Origin of the sequence: Sphingopyxis sp., assembly GCF_050725655.1 — a bacterium.
GTDB lineage: Bacteria > Pseudomonadota > Alphaproteobacteria > Sphingomonadales > Sphingomonadaceae > Sphingopyxis.
The window spans coordinates 13,749-32,704 of record NZ_JBOHHT010000121.1 but is presented as its reverse complement, the minus strand read 5'-3'; the positions used below and the strand labels follow the sequence as shown (position 1 = coordinate 32,704).

General features: G+C 59.4%; 14 protein-coding genes. 12 read left to right on the top strand and 2 right to left on the bottom strand.

The genetic code is table 11. The features are described 5' to 3' along the window. Window positions 1–3: 3 nt before the first annotated feature. The 11 genes from ACREBX_RS19570 to ACREBX_RS19520 all read left to right on the top strand — a co-directional run bounded on the left by ACREBX_RS19570 (window position 4) and on the right by ACREBX_RS19520 (window position 16,870). The gene (locus ACREBX_RS19570; RefSeq protein ID WP_431563404.1) at window positions 4–1,533 is read left to right on the top strand and encodes an MFS transporter; all 1,530 of its coding nucleotides are present in this window, start codon (window positions 4–6) and stop codon (window positions 1,531–1,533) included. A gap of 300 nt (window positions 1,534–1,833) precedes the next feature. Continuing rightward, window positions 1,834–5,241 carry a TonB-dependent receptor gene (locus ACREBX_RS19565; protein WP_431563403.1) on the top strand — a complete coding sequence of 1,136 codons (3,408 nt, stop codon included), beginning with the start codon at window positions 1,834–1,836 and terminating at the stop codon, window positions 5,239–5,241. A gap of 72 nt (window positions 5,242–5,313) precedes the next feature. Further along, a complete protein-coding gene (locus ACREBX_RS19560) occupies window positions 5,314–6,864 on the top strand; it encodes a tryptophan halogenase family protein (protein ID WP_431563402.1) in 1,551 nt (516 codons plus the stop codon). After that, window positions 6,861–8,345 carry a tryptophan 7-halogenase gene (locus ACREBX_RS19555; RefSeq protein ID WP_431563401.1) on the top strand — a complete coding sequence of 495 codons (1,485 nt, stop codon included), beginning with the start codon at window positions 6,861–6,863 and terminating at the stop codon, window positions 8,343–8,345. The genes ACREBX_RS19560 and ACREBX_RS19555 overlap by 4 nt, the downstream gene beginning before the upstream one ends. Continuing rightward, window positions 8,338–9,384, top strand: coding sequence for a cupin-like domain-containing protein (locus ACREBX_RS19550; protein WP_431563400.1), 1,047 nt, complete (start codon window positions 8,338–8,340; stop codon window positions 9,382–9,384). Before ACREBX_RS19555 ends, ACREBX_RS19550 begins: the two co-directional genes overlap by 8 nt. Before the next feature lie 31 nt (window positions 9,385–9,415). After that, window positions 9,416–11,446: a glycoside hydrolase family 97 protein gene (locus tag ACREBX_RS19545; RefSeq protein WP_431563399.1), complete on the top strand. Its 2,031-nt coding sequence runs from the start codon at window positions 9,416–9,418 to the stop codon at window positions 11,444–11,446. A gap of 240 nt (window positions 11,447–11,686) precedes the next feature. Continuing rightward, entirely contained in the window at window positions 11,687–12,913 is a 1,227-nt protein-coding gene (locus ACREBX_RS19540; protein ID WP_431563398.1) for a hypothetical protein, read from the top strand. 41 nt (window positions 12,914–12,954) lie between these two features. Beyond that, a complete protein-coding gene (locus ACREBX_RS19535) occupies window positions 12,955–13,557 on the top strand; it encodes a hypothetical protein (protein WP_431563397.1) in 603 nt (200 codons plus the stop codon). A 56-nt stretch (window positions 13,558–13,613) separates the two neighbouring features. Continuing rightward, window positions 13,614–14,312, top strand: coding sequence for a hypothetical protein (locus ACREBX_RS19530; RefSeq protein WP_431563396.1), 699 nt, complete (start codon window positions 13,614–13,616; stop codon window positions 14,310–14,312). 282 nt (window positions 14,313–14,594) lie between these two features. Continuing rightward, entirely contained in the window at window positions 14,595–15,383 is a 789-nt protein-coding gene (locus ACREBX_RS19525; RefSeq protein WP_431563395.1) for a hypothetical protein, read from the top strand. Between the two features lie 74 nt (window positions 15,384–15,457). Continuing rightward, the gene (locus tag ACREBX_RS19520) at window positions 15,458–16,870 is read left to right on the top strand and encodes a HEPN domain-containing protein (RefSeq protein WP_431563394.1); all 1,413 of its coding nucleotides are present in this window, start codon (window positions 15,458–15,460) and stop codon (window positions 16,868–16,870) included. A gap of 490 nt (window positions 16,871–17,360) precedes the next feature. Here ACREBX_RS19520 and ACREBX_RS19515 read toward each other — a convergent pair whose 3' ends face one another. Then, complete coding sequence (locus ACREBX_RS19515) at window positions 17,361–17,930, bottom strand: hypothetical protein (protein WP_431563393.1); 570 nt, start codon at window positions 17,928–17,930, stop codon at window positions 17,361–17,363. 117 nt (window positions 17,931–18,047) lie between these two features. On the opposite strand from ACREBX_RS19515, the gene ACREBX_RS19510 reads away from it, so the two are divergent. Further along, on the top strand, window positions 18,048–18,677 hold the full coding sequence (locus ACREBX_RS19510) for a tyrosine-type recombinase/integrase (protein WP_431563429.1): 630 nt from the start codon (window positions 18,048–18,050) through the stop codon (window positions 18,675–18,677). A 3-nt stretch (window positions 18,678–18,680) separates the two neighbouring features. Here the strand turns inward: ACREBX_RS19510 and ACREBX_RS19505 are convergent, their stop codons facing one another. Beyond that, the gene (locus ACREBX_RS19505; RefSeq protein WP_431563392.1) at window positions 18,681–18,923 is read right to left on the bottom strand and encodes a helix-turn-helix domain-containing protein; all 243 of its coding nucleotides are present in this window, start codon (window positions 18,921–18,923) and stop codon (window positions 18,681–18,683) included. Window positions 18,924–18,956: the final 33 nt, after the last annotated feature.

Genomic DNA, 18,956 nt, shown 5'->3' with positions numbered 1-18,956 from the left:
GTAATGCAAGATTTGCATGCCGACAACCCGCTAAAGAGCGGGGCGGGGGCGGCATCGCGCGGCTTTGCCGCGACGAATTTGCATGTCTGGAACATGTGTTTTGCATTGTTCGGCATCCAGATTGTCTGGGCGCTGCAGAATGCGAACACGACGCGCATCTTCCAGACGCTGGGCGCCGATGTCGCGGCGCTGCCCGTGCTGTGGATCGCGGGGCCGCTCACCGGGCTCATCGTCCAGCCGATCGTCGGGCATCTCAGCGATCATTCGCGCTCGCGCTTTGGTCGGCGGCGTCCTTTCCTGATCACGGGCGGGCTTCTCACCGCGATCGCGCTCTTCGTCATGCCCAATGCGACGACCTTGTGGGCGGCGATCGCGGCGCTGTGGCTGCTCACTGCGTCGATCAACATCGCGATGGACCCGTCGCGCGCGCTGGTCGCCGACAATCTGCCGCACACCCAGCGCGCCAAGGGCTATGCGGTGCAGGTTTTCTTCATCGGCACGGGGGCGGTCTTTGCCTCGTCGCTGCCGTGGATGCTGGTGAACTGGTTCGGGGTCGCAGGCACCGGGAGCGGCGGTGCGCTGCCGCCGTCGGTGCGCTACGCCTATTATATCGGCAGCGCCTGTCTGTTGTTGTCGGTGTTCTGGACAGCGCTGTCGACGCGCGAGCAGCCCGCGACGGGCGCCGTCGCGGCGGAGGATCGGCCTGCGGGTACGGGCGTGGCGGGGCCGATCGCGCGGCTCAGTCTCGGCGGCTGGACGCCGGCGGTGGCCGGCGCGGCGCTGCTGCTGCTCGCGCTGCTGCAGCGCTGGCAATGGGAGGTGATCGTGCTTGCGTCGACGGCGATGCTGGGGGGCGCTGCCCAGCTCGCGGCCGGGCGGCGGCGCGCGCGCGGCGACCGCTCGCTCGGCCTGCTGCAGATCGGCGAGGATTTCCAGCGCATGCCGGCCGCGCTGCGCCGGCTGGCGGCGGTGCAATTCTTCACCTGGTTCGGGTTGTTCGCGATGTGGATTTATGCGGCGCCCGCGGTTGCGGCGCGTCATTTCGGCACCACCGATCCGGTGTCTGCACCCTATGCTGCTGCGGCCGATTGGGTCGGCATATTGTTCGCGACCTATAATGGCGTCGCCGCGATCGGCGCACTTGCGCTGCCTGCGGTGTCAGCGCGCATCGGCGAGCGGGCGACCTATGCGCTGTGCCTGCTGTGCGGTGCGGCGGGCATGGCGGGTTTCGTGCTTGCGCCGAGCCCGCAATGGTTGTGGATCGCGGCCGCCGGGATCGGCGTCGCGTGGGGGGCGATATTGTCGCTGCCCTATGCGATCATCGTCAACGCCGTGCCGCCCGGGAAGGTCGGTGTCTATCTGGGCATCCACAATATCTTCCTCGTGATTCCCCAGCTCGTCGCGGCGATCTGTCTCGGCCCCATCGTGCGCCACCTGTTTGCTGGCGAGCCGGCGTTGGCCCTCGCGCTGGCGGCCCTGTTCCTTGCGTCGGCCGCGCTTGCCGCGCTGCGTATTCCGCGCTCGCAATCCTGACGCTGCCCGGAACCTGCAGCAAAAAAGCGCATCTCCTCTGACTTGTAATGCAAATATTTGCATTAATGCTTATCGATGCAAACGTATGCGTGCAGCGGATACGCGGCGGGCGGGCAAGGCAGAAATTCCAATTAAACTGCATATTTAGTTGGGTTTTATTACGATTTTAGCGCGCTCCGAAAGGGGCTTGCCATTTGTGCAACAATACGCAAAACTATGCAAATGGGCGAGCGGGGATTCCTGCATCGCACCGATAAAGAGAAAGCCCCGCAAATGGGGCGCCATGGGAAGGGGAGAGCGATGAGGCTCAAGGGATTCGCGAAATGTCGTGGGCGCATGCTGTCGGGCGGCGCCTCGCTGTCGGTACTGGCCGTCGGACTGTTGATGACGTCGCCGGCGATCGCGCAGGACGCGCCCGAGGGCGGTTCGGGCAATGACGAGATTGTGGTCACCGGCGTGCGCGCCGCGCTGGAGGATGCCGCAGGCCGCAAGCGCGACGCGCTGACCGTGGTCGATTCGGTGACCGCGACCGATATCGGGGCCTTTCCCGACAAGTCGGCCGCCGAGGCGCTGCAGCGTATTCCGGGCATTACGGTCAACCGCCTGCAATCGGCCGATGACTCGACGCACCCGTCGGGCGAGCCGACCGACGTGCTCATCCGCGGCCTGACCAATGTCCGCACCGAGATCAACGGCCGCGACAGCTTCTCCGCCGACGCCGCGCGCGGACTCCAGTTCAACGATATCGCGCCCGAACTGCTCGCCGGCATCGACGTCTACAAGAACCAGACGGCGGACATGATCGAGGGCGGCCTCGCCGGCACGGTCGATCTGCGGACACGCGTGCCGTTCGACCAGAAAGGGCTCGTCGTCACGGGGACCGTCCGGATAAATTACGGCGATCGCTCGGGCCGCTGGACGCCCGAATTCTCGGGGTTGATCAGCAACACCTGGGATACCGCGATCGGTCGCTTCGGCATCCTCGCGAGTTATGCGCAAAGCCATGTCGTCACGCGAACCGAGAGCGTGATCATGGACAAGATCGATACCTATTGTTCGGCGGGTTTCGGCACGGTGGCCCCCGACGGAGTCGTGCGCGCCACGGTGAACGCCGATGGCAGCGTGCCTTGCAGCGCCAATCCGTTCGGGGGCACGGGCTGGGCCTATGCGCCCGATGGCATTCGCTATTCGCAGGTCGACTATGACCGCAAGCGGCGCGGCATTGCGGGCGCGCTGCAATATGAAAATAATTCGGGCAGCTTGCGCGCGACGATCCAGTATATCGACTCGCATTACACCAATGCCTGGCTCGAGCGCGCCAGCCACGCCGTCCTGGACGGCAATTATTTCGGCACGCGCGCTTATAACCCGCGCACCGGATCGATCCTCGCCGGAAGCAGCGGCCTGACCTTCGGTGCAGACGGCATGCTGACCGGGGGACTGCTGACCCAGCCGCACGGCAGCTTCAGTGGCACGACCGAGAGCGTGCAGGCGGCGATCAACGCGGGTTCGGCGGTGCCGGGCCAGCCGTTCGTCAACTATTGCGGAGCGGGTCCGGGCGGGAATTGCGCGACGCAGCGCGACGGGCTTTATTTTCAGAACGAAGCGCGCAATTTCGACCATCGCGAAGGAACCCGCGATTTCTCAGCCAATATCAGCTGGGACGCGAGCGACCGGCTGCATTTCGACCTCGATGCGCAGTATATCGATGCGTCGACCTATAATAACGACATATTGGTCGCGACCGGATCGATGGCCAATTACGATTATAGCGTGAACGGCGATGGCACGCCGCAGGTGACGTTGCTCCCCGGATCGAACGTCAATTATGCGACGGGCGGTCTCGCCAATCCGCACAATTACTGGATCCCGTTCATCCAGGGGCATGTCGAGGACAATGACGCCAACGAACTCGCGCTGCGCGGCGACGCCGAATATGATTTCCCCGAAAGCGACTGGCTCGATTCGCTGAAGGTCGGGGTGCGCTACGCCGACCGCAAGCAGACGGTGCGCTATTCGACCTTCAACTGGACGCCGATCGCTGCCAGCTGGAACTGCAATGGCCCGGGCTTCAACGCCGATAACACCACCGGCGGCGCCTATCCGACGGGCACGGGAAATTGCGGCGGCAACGCCGGCCATGCGCCCTTTCAGGGCTATGGCGAGGGGATATGGGAATCACAGAGCCTCGGCGATTTCTATAACGGCAGCGCCTATCCCAACGGGCCGCTCGTATTCCTCAACCGCGATACGCTTCGCGACTTTCCGCGCCTGATCCAGTCGCTGAGCGGCGCGACCACGGGGTCGCCGCTCGGCACGGGCTATACCGCAATCTGCGATCGCCCCGATGCGACCGTCGACGAATGCTTCACACCCGGCGAAAAGTTTCGCGTTCGCGAACAGACGCAAGCGGCCTATGCGATGGTCAAATTCGGCGGGGGCGACAAGCTGATGCTCGGCGGCGTCGCCTTGCAGGGCAATGTCGGGCTGCGCGTCGTGCGGACGAAGATCGCGAGTACCGGCAGCGTTGCCTTTCCCGCCGCGAACATCTTCGACAATCTGGTGCCGTGCAACACGCCTTTGACGGGCAATAATGTCGTCAATCCGCGTTGCTATCTGACGCCGGAAATTATCGCGTTCGCCAACGGCGCCGCGGCGGAAGACAAGTACAAGACGACGCGCACCGACTGGCTTCCCAGCCTCAACCTGCGTTTCGGATTCGACGACAAGACTTTCGTCCGCTTCGCCTATTCGCGGGCGATCTCGCGGCCGCAGATGGGTTTCCTGCGCAACACGCTCGCGATCAACGCGCCGATCATCAACACGACCGCGGATTCACCCTATGTCGTGTATAATTCGCCGACCGCCGCGCACACGCCGGAGAATGTCACCGGCTATAATTTCGTGTTCCTGGCCAATTCGGGCAATGCGGCGCTGAAGCCGCTGCGCGCGGACCAGTTCGACCTGACGTTCGAACGCTATATGGGGTCGAACAGCTCGGTAACGGCCGGTCTGTTCTACAAGAAGCTGACCAACGCGATCTCCTTTGGCCAGTTCGGTCGCGACGTTCCCAATGGGACGTCGACCCAGACGGTGCAGATCAACGGGCCGAGCAACGTCCGGAAGGGCGGCGAAATCTGGGGCGGCGAAGTCGCCTACCAGACCTTCTTCGACTTCCTGCCCGGCCTGCTCAGCGGGCTCGGCATGCAGGCGAACTATACCTATGTGCATCAATCGGGGATCAACAACTCGAACCTGTTCACCGCGTCGTCGAGCGGCGACGTGGGGGCGTTCGGCGCGGGCCAGCAGTCGCTGGGCGGCACCGGCTTCGTCCTCGACTCGCACAAGCTCGCCGGGATCTCGAAGCACACGTTCAACCTCGTCGGACTGTACGAAAAGGGACCGGTCGGGCTGCGCGTCGCCTATAATTGGCGGTCGCGCTATCTGACGCAGAATCTCGACTGCTGCATCGGCTTGCCGGTGTTCCAGAAGGCGGCGGGCTTCCTCGACGCGTCGCTGCGCTTCTCGCCGACGAAGTGGCTGGAGCTTTCGATCGACGGAACCAACTTGCTCAACACGACGACGGTCTATGAACAGCAGGTCTTCGGCGATTCTCCGCAGACCCCGGGCGCGGCGGCAAAATATTTCGACTCGGCGTGGAGCCGCGTCGACCGTCGCTTCCAGTTCGGCGCGCGCGTGAAGTTCTGATCCTCCACTGGGACGCGGCCGTTCCCTTGCGGCGGTCGCGTCTTCGTTTTCAAAGGGAGTAAGGAACCGGTCATGACCGCGCACGGACCCTATCGCATCGTCATTTTGGGCGGCGGCACCGCGGGCTGGATGTGTGCATCGGGGCTGTCGGGGCTGCTCGCGGCGGCCGACTACGACATCACGCTGATCGAGAGCGACGAGATCGCGACGGTCGGCGTCGGCGAAGCCACTCTGCCGCACATCAAGACCTTCAACGACATGATCGGCATCGACGAAGCCGAATTCATGCGCGAGACCGCCGGCACCATCAAGCTGGGGATCGAATTCGTCGACTGGCTGCGCCCCGGGGTGCGTTATATTCACCCGTTCGGCACCTTCGGCGATCGCTGGACCAACGCCGACTTCCAGCATCACTGGGCACGCGCGCGGCTGGCCGGGACCGACAGCCGCTCGCTGCAGGACTACAGCTTTGCGGTCGCGGCGTGCCACGCCAATGGCTTCGAGCATCCGAACGGCGATCCGAAATCGATCCGCTCGACCTACAGCTATGCCTATCATTTCGATGCGGGGCTTTATGCCGCCTATCTTCGCAAATGGGCGACCGCGCGCGGGATCCGCCGGATGGAAGGCAAGGTCGTCGATGTCGTCCGTGACGCCGAAAGCGGGGATGTCGCAAGCCTGACACTGGCTTCGGGAGCGGAGGTCTCGGGCGATCTCTTCATCGACTGCTCCGGCTTCCGCTCGCTGCTGCTGGGGCAGACGATGGGGGTGCCGTGGATCGACTGGAGCGACTGGTTACCCTGCGACCGGGCGATGGCGGTGCCATGTACGAGCGTCGAGCCGCTGACCCCCTATACGCGCGCGACCGCGCAACGGGCGGGGTGGACCTGGCGCATCCCGCTGCAGCACCGGACGGGCAACGGCTATGTCTTTTCGAGCCGCTTTTGCAGCGAGGAGGAAGCGCGGCAGACCGTGCTCGGCGTGATCGACGGCGAAGCGCTCGACGAACCACGCCTGCTCCGCTTTCAGGCGGGGCGCCGGCAAGTCGGCTGGGCGGGCAACTGTATCGCGGTCGGCCTCGCGAGCGGGTTCCTCGAACCGCTGGAATCGACGAGCATCTTTCTGATCCAGGCCGCGACGATCGACCTTGCCGGCCTGATCCCGCGGCGCGGTGAAAAGGTCGATCCGCGCATGGTGCGCGAATTTAACCGGCTGTTCGCGGTCCATTATGACCGCACGCGCGATTTCCTTGTGCTCCACTACACCGCCAACGAACGCGTCGGCGAGCCGATGTGGGACCATGTGCGCAACATGACGCTGCCCGACAGCCTCGCGCACAAGATGGCGCTGTTTCGCGAAAGCGCCGCCGCGCCCGAATACAGGCTTGGCCTTTTCTCGCGCGACAGCTGGCTGTCGGTGCTCGAGGGGCAGGGCGTTCTGCCGTCGGCGGCAAATCCGCTAACCCGTCGCCTGTCGGCGGCAGATTTGCAGGCGCGGCTCGACGATCTGGCGGAGCGGATCGCGGTCAATGCGGCGGACATGACGCCGCACGCGGAATTCCTTGCGAGCTATTGCGCGTCGGAGGCCAAGGCGCGACCCGGCGTTCCGGCGAACGCGGCATGAGCGGCGTTCGTGACATCACCTTGCTCGGCCGCGATGCGCCGCTGTGGCTGGCGGCGGCGGCGTTGCGGCGCGCGCTCGGACCCGCCGGCGTCGTCGTTCGTGCGGTCGCGCTGCCGGATGAAAACGGCCCGGCCGATCTCTACGCGACGCTGCCGGCAATCGAGGCGCTCCACAACCAGATCGGCATCGACGAGGCGGCGCTGCTGCGCGGGGTGCGCGGCGCGTTCACGCTCGGCCAGAATTTCGTCGATGCGAGCGGGGCGGGGCGCGGCGCCTTCTTGCACAGCTATGGCGCCTATGGCACCGGCATCAACGGCGGCGATTTCTTCCCGCACTGGGTCAAGGCGCGCCGGCATGGGCTGGGCGTCGGGCTCGACGATTTTTCGCTGACCGCAACCGCCGCGCATAATGGCCGCCTGTTCCTGCCCGACGAGGACAGTGAGGTCTACGGCCGCAGCGATTATGGCTATCATCTGCCCGCTGTCGCCCATGCGAAGAGCCTGAAAGCGATCGCGCGGCATCTGGGGGTCGAGATTTTCGAGGCGACAAGCGTCGCGGTCGAGCGCGGCGGCGACGGCATCGCCGCGCTGCTGCTCGATGACGGGCGACGGGTCGAAAGCGCGCTGTTCGCCGATGTCACGCGCGAGGGCCTGCTGCGCGAGGCACTCGGCGGCGCGTTCGAAGGCTGGGCAATGCCCGGCGACCGGATGCTGACCGCGCTGGCCCCGCGCTTTGCCGCGCTGCCCGTCTATGCCGAGATACGCGCGGGCGCGAACGGTTGGACCGGGCTGTTCCCCGGCCTGACCCACACGCATGTCGTGCATGTCTTTTCGAGTGCCGCGACGACCGACGACGCGGCGCTGCGAGCCGCAGAGACGGCGAGCGGCCTGACTTTGGACGCGGCGACAATCCGCGCGCTCGCGCCCGGCGTGGCGAGCGAGCCATGGGCGGGCAATGTCATAGGGCTTGGCGAGGCGGCCTGTTCGTTCGACCCCAGCCACGGCCTGGGTTTGCACGGCCTCCAGCTTGGCATCGTGCATCTGCTTGGCGTCTATCCGGCTGATGGCGACAGCTATGCGGCACGGCGCGCCGAATGTAACCGGATCACGCGCTCTCATTTCGCGCGCGTCGCCGATTTCCAGGCGGCGCACCATGCACTGCAGAATTATGCCGGCCCCTTTTGGGACGCGGCGCGCGCGCTGCCGGTTTCGGACGAGCTCGCGCACATGATCGATTTCTTTCGGGCGCGCGGCGAGCTTGCGCCGCAGGAAGACGAAAGCCTGCCGCCCGACAGCTGGCGCGCGCTGTTCACCGGACACGGCATCGTCCCCGAAAGCTGGCGCCCAGCGGTCGACCGGGTGCCGCCCGACGAGGTGAAAGTCCATTTCCGCAAGATGCTGGGTTTCGTGCGCGAACAGGTGCTGCGCCAGCCCCCGCACGACGCCTATCTGACGGGCATCGTACAGCGCACGCATGGTTGAGCCCGCGCGTCTCGGGGCCGCCGCAGGGCAGCCGTCGCCGCTCGACACGCTGCCGCGTATCGCCGCGCGTGGCGCGCCGGCGCCAGCTGATTTTGCCGCGCTCGTTGCAGCCGAAACGCCCGTCGTCATCAAGGGATTGTTCGACGACTGGGTCGCGCTGGCGGCCGGGCGGCATTCGCCCGGCCGCCTAAACGCCTATCTCGCGGGAATGGACCGCGGCGCGGCGGTGCCGGTGATGGAAGCACCCGCGCGCGCCGGGGGACGCTTTACCTATCGCGCCGACATGCGCGAATTCACCTTCACCAAACGGAGCGCGCCGCTGCGCGAAACGCTGGCGCGGATCGAGGGGCTGATCGGGCAGGAGAATGCGCCGACGGTGGCAATCCAGATGCTGTCGCTCGCCGACGCCTTGCCCGAATTCATACGGCAGAATCCGATGCTGCTGCTGCCCGCCGCGGTTGGCCCGAAACTGTGGCTCGGCGGGGCGGTAAAGACGCAGACGCACAACGACCGCGACCATAATCTGGCGTGCGTCATCGCGGGGCGGCGGCGCTTCATCCTGTTTCCGCCCGACCAAGCCGCGAACCTCTATATCGGCCCGCTAGACAATCCGCCGCCGCTATCGCTCGTCGACCCCGAAAATCCCGATTTCGACCGCTTCCCGCGTTTCCGCGAGGCGCTTGCTGCGGCGCGGGTTGCGTTGCTCGAACCCGGCGACGCGATCTTCATCCCCAAATATTGGTGGCACCATGTCGCCTCGCTCGACCCATACAATGCGATGGTAAATTATTGGTGGGGCGACACCGCCAAGGGGATCGAAAGGCCGAACGATATTTTTCTCGCAGCGTTGCTCGCGCTCAAGGACCTGCCGCCCGGCGAGCGCGCTTATTGGCGGGCGATGTTCGACGCCCATGTGTTCGGCGATCCCGGTATCGCATCGGGGCATATCCCCGCGGCGCTGCGCGGGGCACTCGGCCCGATGCGTCCCGATGAGCGCGCGATGCTGCGCCAGCAACTGCTTTCGGCTTTCCAGAAATAATCCACGCTTCCCCAGCAAAAAGAAGAATGAAATGATCTCCAAAACGTCCCTTTTGTTCGGCCTTTCGATGCTTGCGATTGCATCGCCCGCGGCGGCGCGCGAATGTGCGCAGTCGCCGGACAAGCGGCTCGAATTGTGCGTTTCGGTCGAAGGCGGCGAGGCGCTTTACGAGGTCAAGCGCGGCAATGTGACGGTGATCGCGCCGTCGCGGCTGGGATTGCGCTTCGCGGGCGAGGCCGATCCGCGCTTTACGGCGATCGGCCATGCGAAGCGGTCGTCGGTCGATACGAGCTGGGAACAGCCATGGGGCGAACAAAGGCTGATCCGCGACCATCACAACGACCTGTCGGTGACGCTCGCGGGCGACACCGCGCTGAACAAGGCGGTGGGCGTGACCTTCCGCCTGTTCGACGACGGGTTCGGTTTCCGGTACGATTATGCCGCTATTCCGGCAGGACAAACGGTTTCGGTCACCACCGATCAGACGCAATTCCGCACCGTCGGCGCCTATCAGGCGTGGTGGTATCAGGGTCTCGGCCAGGAGCGCGACGAATATCTCTATACCCAGACCGACGCGCGGCGGATCACGCTCGCCGAAACGCCGCTGACGTTGAAGGGCGATAACGGTCTCTATCTGTCTTTCCACGAAGCGGCGCTGGTCGATTTCCCCTCGATGTTGCTCGAAGGCAATGGCGCGGGCACCTACAGCGCATGGTTGATGCCGTGGCCCGACGGGACGCTGGCGAAGAAAGCGGGGCCGTTCACGACGCCGTGGCGCACCGTGCTGGTCGGCGAAACTCCCGGCGCGCTCGCCGACAGCCGGATCGCGCTCAACCTGAACGAGCCGAACAAGCTTCCCGACATCGGCAAATGGTTCAAACCCGGCAAATATGTCGGCATCTGGTGGGAAATGCACCTCGAGAAATCGACCTGGGGCAGCGGGCCGACGCACGGCGCGAACACCGCCAACGTCAAACGCTATATCGATTTCGCGGCGAAATATGGCTTCGACGGCGTGCTCGTCGAGGGGTGGAACAAGGGCTGGGACGGCGACTGGATCGCCAATGGCGACAAGTTCAGTTTTGCCGAGGCTTATCCCGATTTCGACCTTCCCGAGATCACCCGCTATGGCAAGACCAGGGGCGTTAAACTGATCGGCCATCATGAGACCGGCGGCGGCATCGAAAATTACGCGCGTCAGCTTGATGCGGCGCTCGAGCTCTACGCCGACAACGGCGTGTCGTTGATCAAGACCGGCTATGTCCGCCACAGCGGCACGATCGTCGATGGCGACGGCGGACGGCAATGGTTCGCGGGCCAATATGCGGTGCACCACCATCTCGACGTCGTGAAACGCGCGGCGAAGCTGCATATCGCGATCAACACGCACGAACCAGTGAAGGACACGGGCCTGCGCCGCACCTGGCCGAACTGGGTGAGCCGCGAGGGCGCGCGCGGGCAGGAATTCAATGCGTGGGGCAATCCCACGAACCCGCCCGAGCATATGACGATATTGCCCTTCACGCGCATGCTCGCCGGGCCGATGGATTATACGCCGGGAATCTTCGACATCGCGCGGAGCGGCAAGGAGCTGACGCGGCGGGTGCAGTCGACGCTCGCGACGCAGCTCGCCGAATATATCGTGATCTATTCGCCGATCCAGATGGCGGCGGACCTCCCCGAAAATTACGAGGCACGGCTCGATGCCTTTCAATTCATCCGCGACGTCCCCGCCGATTGGGAGGTGTCGCACACGCTGCAGAGCGCCATCGGCGATTATGTCGTCATCGCGCGCCAGCCGCGCGGGCAGGGCGACTGGTATCTCGGCGGCATCACCGACGAGGAGGCGCGGAAATTGACACAGCGGCTCGATTTCCTCGCGCCCGGCAAGCGCTATGAAGCGCAAATCTATGCCGATGGACCGGGCGCGGACTATCGCACCAACCCGGCGGCGTTGACGATCAGCAAGCGCCTGGTGACGAGCGCCGACAGCCTGGATCTGGCAATGGCGCCGGGTGGCGGGGTTGCGATCCGCTTCAAGCTTCTGGACACCCGTCCGTGAAACCGGGGCCCACTATAATTTCAGCGGCTTGACAGGCGGCAAAATCGGAGTTGACCGACCTGCATCCCATTCCGGCCGGAGGCGCCAGATGAAGCCATCATATGTCAAGAAAATGGTGGACGCACTAGGGCTCGAACCTAGGACCCGCTGATTAAGAGTTATTACGTACAAGTTGATTTTCAAAGGTTTATACGAGACTTTATAGGATGACTTTATAGTTTTTTTCTCTAAAAACATGGCATGGCTAAACCCTCACCGAACGCCCTGTCCGAGCCAATCCAAATCCTTCGCCCGGGGCTCGCAATCTATAGGGTCAACGCTAGCCCATATTGGATGGCGAGAATTTGGATTCCGAGCGAGAAGCGCAACAAGGTTCGATCCACCAAGGAGACGTCGAAAGTTAAGGCTCGTCAGGCTGCCGAGGACCTTGCTCAGGATTTGCTCAGCGGAATCAAGACGGTCAAACGGGAATTTTCGTTCGAGTATTATGCGGATCGGCTCATTCGAGCTGGGCAAACACGGATCGACAGGGGGGAGCGCAACGCCAATTATGTCCGTACGATCAAGCTGTGCATTGTGAATCCCGAGTGGGGATTGATGCCCGCTTTTCGGGGGAAAGACGTGCGAGAGATTAAGACTCGCCAGTATCAAGAGTATATCGAAGATGTCAGGAGGCGGCGGCCGGATTTGAAGTCGTCGACGTTGAATTCAATCTCAGCCACATTAAGAAATGTCTTGAAGCTCGCCCGAGATGACGGTGCTATCGATAGCATTCCATCCACTCCAAGGACGCCGCAGAAGGATAGTCCGAGATCTCGGTTTGACTTCTATCCGTTGGTTTCGAAACAGGACGACAAATATCAAAAGCTGCTGAGAGCTGCGAAGGCTTTAGCGGACGATGAAAAGAAGGTGAGGGGAGTTCGCATCACCGCTGAGATGCGGGACCTCATTATCTTCGTTGTCCATTCCTTCGTCCGCCCCACGACGAGCGAGCTATTCGCTTTGAAGCACCGAGATGTTTCTGTCGCCGGCGACGAACCAAGAAGACTCCTGATCAACGTCAGAACCGGGAAAACCGGCCGGCGCATAAGCAACACGATGGAAGCGGCGGTGTCGGTGTTTGAAAGAATTAAGCTTCGCAACCCGGATTCTCAGCCATCCGACTTTCTCTTCTTTCCGGAGTACGAAAATCGAACAACGGCAGGTCGAATTGCTGCTCGTCAGTTCAAGGAAGTGATGGACAAGGCAGGAATTGAAAACGACCCAAGCACCGGAGAAAAATACTCGCTTTATTCGCTGCGCCACACCGCCATTTGCATGCGATTGATAAACTCGAAAGGAAAGGTCAACATCTACAGCTTGGCAAAAAATGCTGGGACGTCGGTAGATCAGATTGAGCGATTTTATGCGAAGCAGTTGCCGCTGACAGGCGATTTGGTAAAGAATCTTCACTCTTTCGGCGATTAGCTCGGAGTTTGGAGGTTCACTCTTGCTAGGGTTTCCGCTTAATGAAATTTCTTGATCACCTCACGACCCTTCAAGGCCGATTAACGACGGGCTGCGCTCTCATTATTGCCATCGTAATTGGCCTTTGGCCCGACCACGCTCGCCCAATCGACCCTGCAAAAACGGCGGCAATTTTTACGACAGCGATCGCTTGGCTTTTCGCCGAGATTTCTGGGAGGAAGGCCGCAAGCGCTCATGATTTGAAACTTTTTGACCTGATCGTTGAAACCATCCCGCAAGAGATTATTGATTTTCTAAAAGACCAAGATTTCGGCGTGGGGTCATACATTGATCCGGGGACGGCGGGGCTTTTCAAGGTGTCCCACTGGCAGGGTTCAAGATACGATTTCGTAGATGCAGCTCTGAACGAGCGTTGGGGTTGCACCCATCAAGCCATTCGAAAGTTCTCAAAAACTCTCGCAAATAAGACCTGGCCTGTTCACGGTTCTAACGATTTGCGCACAGTACACCCCACGCACGACGATCCTGAGGATCCGAAACCGTTTGTCCAAGAGCGGATCGACATCCTCAACGAGGAGGCAACTGCGCTTGCCAAGGAAATCGACGCATTTGAAGGCTTCGCACGACGCCGGCTGGGGCTGTGATCAGGAATTGTCTTGCGACGGCCAACGCATCCGGGTGACTGAGCGAGGGGATAGATATGAACGAAAAATTGCTCTCTTTGCCGTTGCATATCCAAGTTGGCCTGGGCGCAGGATACCTTGCATATGTCATAGCTTATTCCGGCATTCGAGATCATCACAAAGGGATTGATATCCCATTCCGAGCTGCGGCATTCGGAATCGTGACGATTGCTCTGCTTTCGATAACAAAAGGCTGGAAGGTCGAGTGGTCAATTGCTGCATCGACTGCAGGAACCGTCCTATTCGGTGTTTCATGGCGTCTGTGGGGACGCAGAATCTACAGATATTTTCTTCGGCAATCGGGGATTTCGTGGACTGATGATACACCGTCGGCATGGAGCGCCGTAGTCGCAGAAAACAGCCGTTTTCCGGCCACTCAAATCTCTGTGCAATTGGAAGATCGGACCTGGTTGCACTGCTCGCAAACTTATCAAATGAGAGCGCTACCCTTTGGCCCATTCGTGGCGGGGAACAACGGCGACATTGCCATGTATGTCGATCGTGTTGTCCCGCCCGAGGGTGACGAACAAGATTACAGGGAAACGGTGTCGATCGACGGTTGGGGAGCGAACCTTACCTTCATACCGGCATCACGGATTCGTCAGGTCGAGATGCGCCTAATCAGCATTCCGAGCCGAGCGGGTTGGATGAAGCGAATTGTCGATTGTTTCCGACGTCCTACATCTTCGGCTTCTGAGGCGGGGGAGGCGAGCTAGGCGGCGGCGGCGGTGGTGGTCGAGCGTGGTCTGGAATGTAAGGGGTAGGTTTGCTGCCTGTCATGCGCTCAGCCCTTCTTTTGTGGAGGAGGGGTCTCACTGGCCGGAGGGGGAGGGGGAGGCGGATTAGCGCTACGCTCTTCACGGTTCTGGCCACTGTCCCTTTGATTTTCAGTCATTTCCTGTATCTCTCCGTTTAATGCGAAGACGCTAGTTCGGGATTTCCGCAAAGTCTAGATCGACCATCTTTGCCTTGATGTTGGTTCCCGGTATGGATGCAGAATGGGGGCTGTCTCAAAACTACCTAAGTGGATCGGATTTCCTGCCTCGGCGGGTGTCGGCCTCATAGGTGTATTTGCGCCTGATGCTTTCCCAGAATGGGCTTCAATCTATTCCTTTTGGCTAGGAGTGGTGCTTCTCGCATTCGGGATAGCAGGCTCCGCTTGGCACTTCTATTCGATCGGATGGTTCGAACGGAACGTGTGGTGGCGATTCAAATTATCTGCTCCCAGACCGTCCAGCGAAATGAACGGAGAACTTTCGAAGCCCGAGTCCCGCTGGATGCCGATGCATGAGGTTTTTCGTCATTTGGCCGTTGATAGCCGGTGGTCAGAATGTGCCTCCCTGAAGGACGGTGAGAAACCGGAAGATGCTCTTCGAAAGGAGTTTCTGGATGCTTGCGCTCGGGGCGATATCGCTTCGGTTGGGCGCGTGCAGGTTTCAAAATCGCCGATTTCATTCTCCGCCGCCTCTGGGGTGATTCCAAAAGAATTCTGGACCTACGCTTATATTCAACCTTTCTACGAAATTCTCGAACGGAACGATGCTCGGTGTGTCGCTGTCACGGAGGGCAAGTTTTCTCATGTTTCGGCCGCATACTATTGTGAGATTTGTTTTCTGAGAACGGACGTTTTCAGCCATTGGCCGAAAGCTTCTCAACCAGCGAGTTCTCGGAAAGCCACTCCATTCCGAATTGCGCTCAATAAATTTTGGTCTGAAGCGACGGGGAGCCCAAACCAATATTTTGATACCGAAGTGGATTCTCTGACTACAGGTTTCATACCCTCATGATGCACGCAGCCGTCCTAAATGCAGGGGGGCGCAGCAGCACTGAATCGTAAGCACCCAAAACGAGGAAATGATCAGTGCTATATTTTCAAGATACGTTTTCCGCCGAGGGCGCTTGGTGGCTTCCTGAGACACCTGATCATCGTGTATCTGGAACACTTTCATTTGATCCCGATGTCGGAGTGAGCTTAGCCCTTTCGGGAATGCTGCGCCAACTTGCAGACGCCTTCGCCGACGCCGCCGAAGAAGATGTGACGATTCATGGCATAACGAACAAGGGGCAGTTGATCTCGCTGTTTGAATGCTTGAATCAATCCAGAACCCTTAATTTCCCTGGTTTTGGAACTGAAACGTATCATGCAAACGTTGCTGCGGCCGGACTCCATTTTTCGAATAGCGACGAGCCTCTCTTTTTGAAATCTTATTTTCGGTTTGACGGAATCGAAAAATGGCTCGGAGAAAAGCCGTTCGATTCCGGCTTCGATTTCGACACTCGGATTATGTCGATCACCTCACGTACCTCGAATGAGGAACTTCTCGTCACAGCAGTCGATCAAGAATTGTCGATTTCGACGACTATGCGAACGCAGCCGAAGAGCGATATCGAGATTGCGCTGATATCGGAGATTACTCTCGTTGCGACACCGCACGAACCTAAGTCGCTTAATTGGCATATGGATAATGCATGGAAAATTCAGCGGTTGGCTTCGCTTTGCATGGGATGTCATCTGCCTTCCCAGACGTTGCGCTTGAAAGGTCCGGTCGAGCGTGTGGGACAGAATCGAGAGCGGGCAGTCACAGTCGATGTGCTCACCAGCATGATGTTCCCATCAGGAAATCGTCGCTCTGGAGATTTGCCGGTCATCTCAGCACGGGAACTGATCAGTGCTTGTTCTGATGCACTCACGAATTGGCTAGATCAGTTCGATACGCTCGGAGCTGTCCTGAACTTGCTAACCACGGTAGTCGCCGACAAGTCTATGTTCGTGAACGTCCGGTTTTTGTTAGCCATACAGGCGTTAGAGGCTTTTCATCGTACGATACAGCCAAGTCCATTGATGGACGAAGCGGATCACAACGCTCTTCAGGCGGCGCTTGTTTCTGCGATACCGGCGTCCACGTCGAAGGAGATGACGGAAAAGTTGCGGACGACTTTGCGTTTCACTAACGAGCCAAGTCTTAGGCAGCGCCTCCGAACTCTCTTCAAAGACATGCAAGAAAGATTTGGCGATTCTGCTCCAAAATTTAATGTCAAGAATTTCATAGGATCGGTTGTCGATACCAGAAACTACTACACTCACTATGTCGCAGAACTCGAGGAAAATTCTCTTGATCCCAGCGGGCTTCAATATGAAAGTGAGCGTATATCAATGATATTGACGGTACTTTTCCTTGAAAGACTTGGCGTCCCGGCGGAGAAAATTGCCGAAAATTTGGGAAGACATCGAACTTTTGAAAGGCTTTGGTCGGAGGACGTTGCGCATTATTAGTGCACCGTCGCTCGCTATATTGCCAAGTTCAGGTAATCTTCTGATTATGATCGAGCCGTTGACATGATGATCTGATCTAAGATCGCCTTCGCCAATTCCTGCGCTGCGTCTTAAGGAGATGGACAACGGTGAAGTTCCTACCGATGCCGAGATCGAAGCACTGGCCACCGATGGTACGTTGCTCCTGACGGCCGGCGATAATCGATTGAATAAGATAAAAAGTGTCTATCTAGATTATATTAAATTGTTGCCTCTCTTCGATCGGCAAGCTGCGCACATTAATCATTAACATTGCAATATAATTTCTTATTGATGATTTAATATTATAAATTCTATTTAGGCATTATTATAGCTAAGCCGCAAAGCTATGCCTTGCAGCGAGAGAGAGGGCGTCGGAACGGGTTGTCAATAGGGAGCCTATAGTGAGGCCCAGCCAATTCTAGAAGCTAGTTGATGGCGGCTTCGGGTTCGTCATGGGTACAGTTTAGTGCTAGCAGGCACTGCTATTAGGTGTCGCCGATGATGCCCCAGAAAGTGGCCAGCTCATCGAGTTCGCTAACAGGGTTTGAGGCCCTTCCTTCAACGAGTATGCGACACAATCTCCGCTCGAGATTCCAACGACGATATTCGGCAGCGCCCAATCCATCCCTGTCCAAGTGCGAACCACCTCGATCTTGAACTGTTCGAAGGGAATCCATCCTGGACGCTGGAAGCACATGTTGATGTGAAACCGGATGCCTTCTTTTGCAGAATGCGGGTCGATACCGTGGCGGCGACCTTTGGAGTATGATGAGATCGTGCCCCCTTCGAGCGATGCGCAGTTTGGCAGAAGCTCACGATACCGCCTCCAGTGCTTTCGGCCATAGGTGGCGATGCTTAGTCTTCGGATGAACTGCGAATACATCTGATCGTATCGATCGTAGTTCCCGACCATCTGATAGGCGATAGCGCCGTCGTGACATTGGCGACGCTGCTTGAGCGTACCGACTGCATATACGTTTGGGCGCAAGTTGGGATTGATCCAGTCTCGGTAGTCATTGATTGATGCAATTAGGGTCATTTGCCTTTCTGTGTCCGTAAAAAATCGTTTCGTTATAGAATGTTAGTTTCATAATGAGCGTGAGTAATTAGTTGTAATCTTTCGCATTTCTCGTGCCATAGGAAATATGATGTCGTGATGTTATTATATAAATACAACATTCAACGACAATCACATGAGGTATTTATGCTCGGGAAGCAGGCGAAAGTGCTCGGTCAGCAACAAATAAATTCGGTGCTGGATTACTTATGTCGAACGAGGCACCCAATCCGGAATAAGACGATATTTTTTTTGTCGTTCAAGGCCGGGCTGCGGGCGAAGGAAATCGCCTGCATCACGTGGTCGATGGTCCTTACCCCGGATGGCAATGTCTCCGATGAGATCAGGCTGGAAAACGCAGCGAGCAAGGGGCGAAGCGGTGGCGTTATCCCTATGTCCAAGCACATCAAATCGTCGCTTGAGGAGCTTCTCGCTAGCTCTCAGCCCGTTTCGTTTGGGGGAAGGGTCATCCAGACCAGCCGATCCGGGGCAGCGGAGCCTCAGGTCATCGTGAATATGTTTCAGGCTTGGTATAAAGCGGTCGGATTGGTTGGCTGTTCAAGCCATTCCGGCCGACGCACATTTATAACCCAAGCCGCTCGCAACATTGGAAGGTTCGGAGGCAGTTTGAGAGACGTTCAGGCTCTGGCTCGTCATCGATCACTGGCAATGACGCAGCGATACATCGACGTCGACGCTGAAGCTATGAGGAAGGTCGTGAACCTCTAGCGCCTATTCCATCTGATCGATGATCTGTCGAAGCAGGTCTATCGGATCGGCGCCGAGCGCTTTCGCAATCTGAATGAATTCGACGACATCAACTCGCCGTTGCGAACCTTCGACGAGGCTGACCCAGCTTTGGTCCTTGCCAATCTTCTTGGCGAGTTCTGCCTGCTTAATTCCAGCCCGCAAACGCTCGTCCTTGAGTGCCCCAATTACGATCAGATTCGCGTCAGTGAAGATCGTTTTGGGCATCGAGCATTGTCGTAAATGCCATTATCCCATATG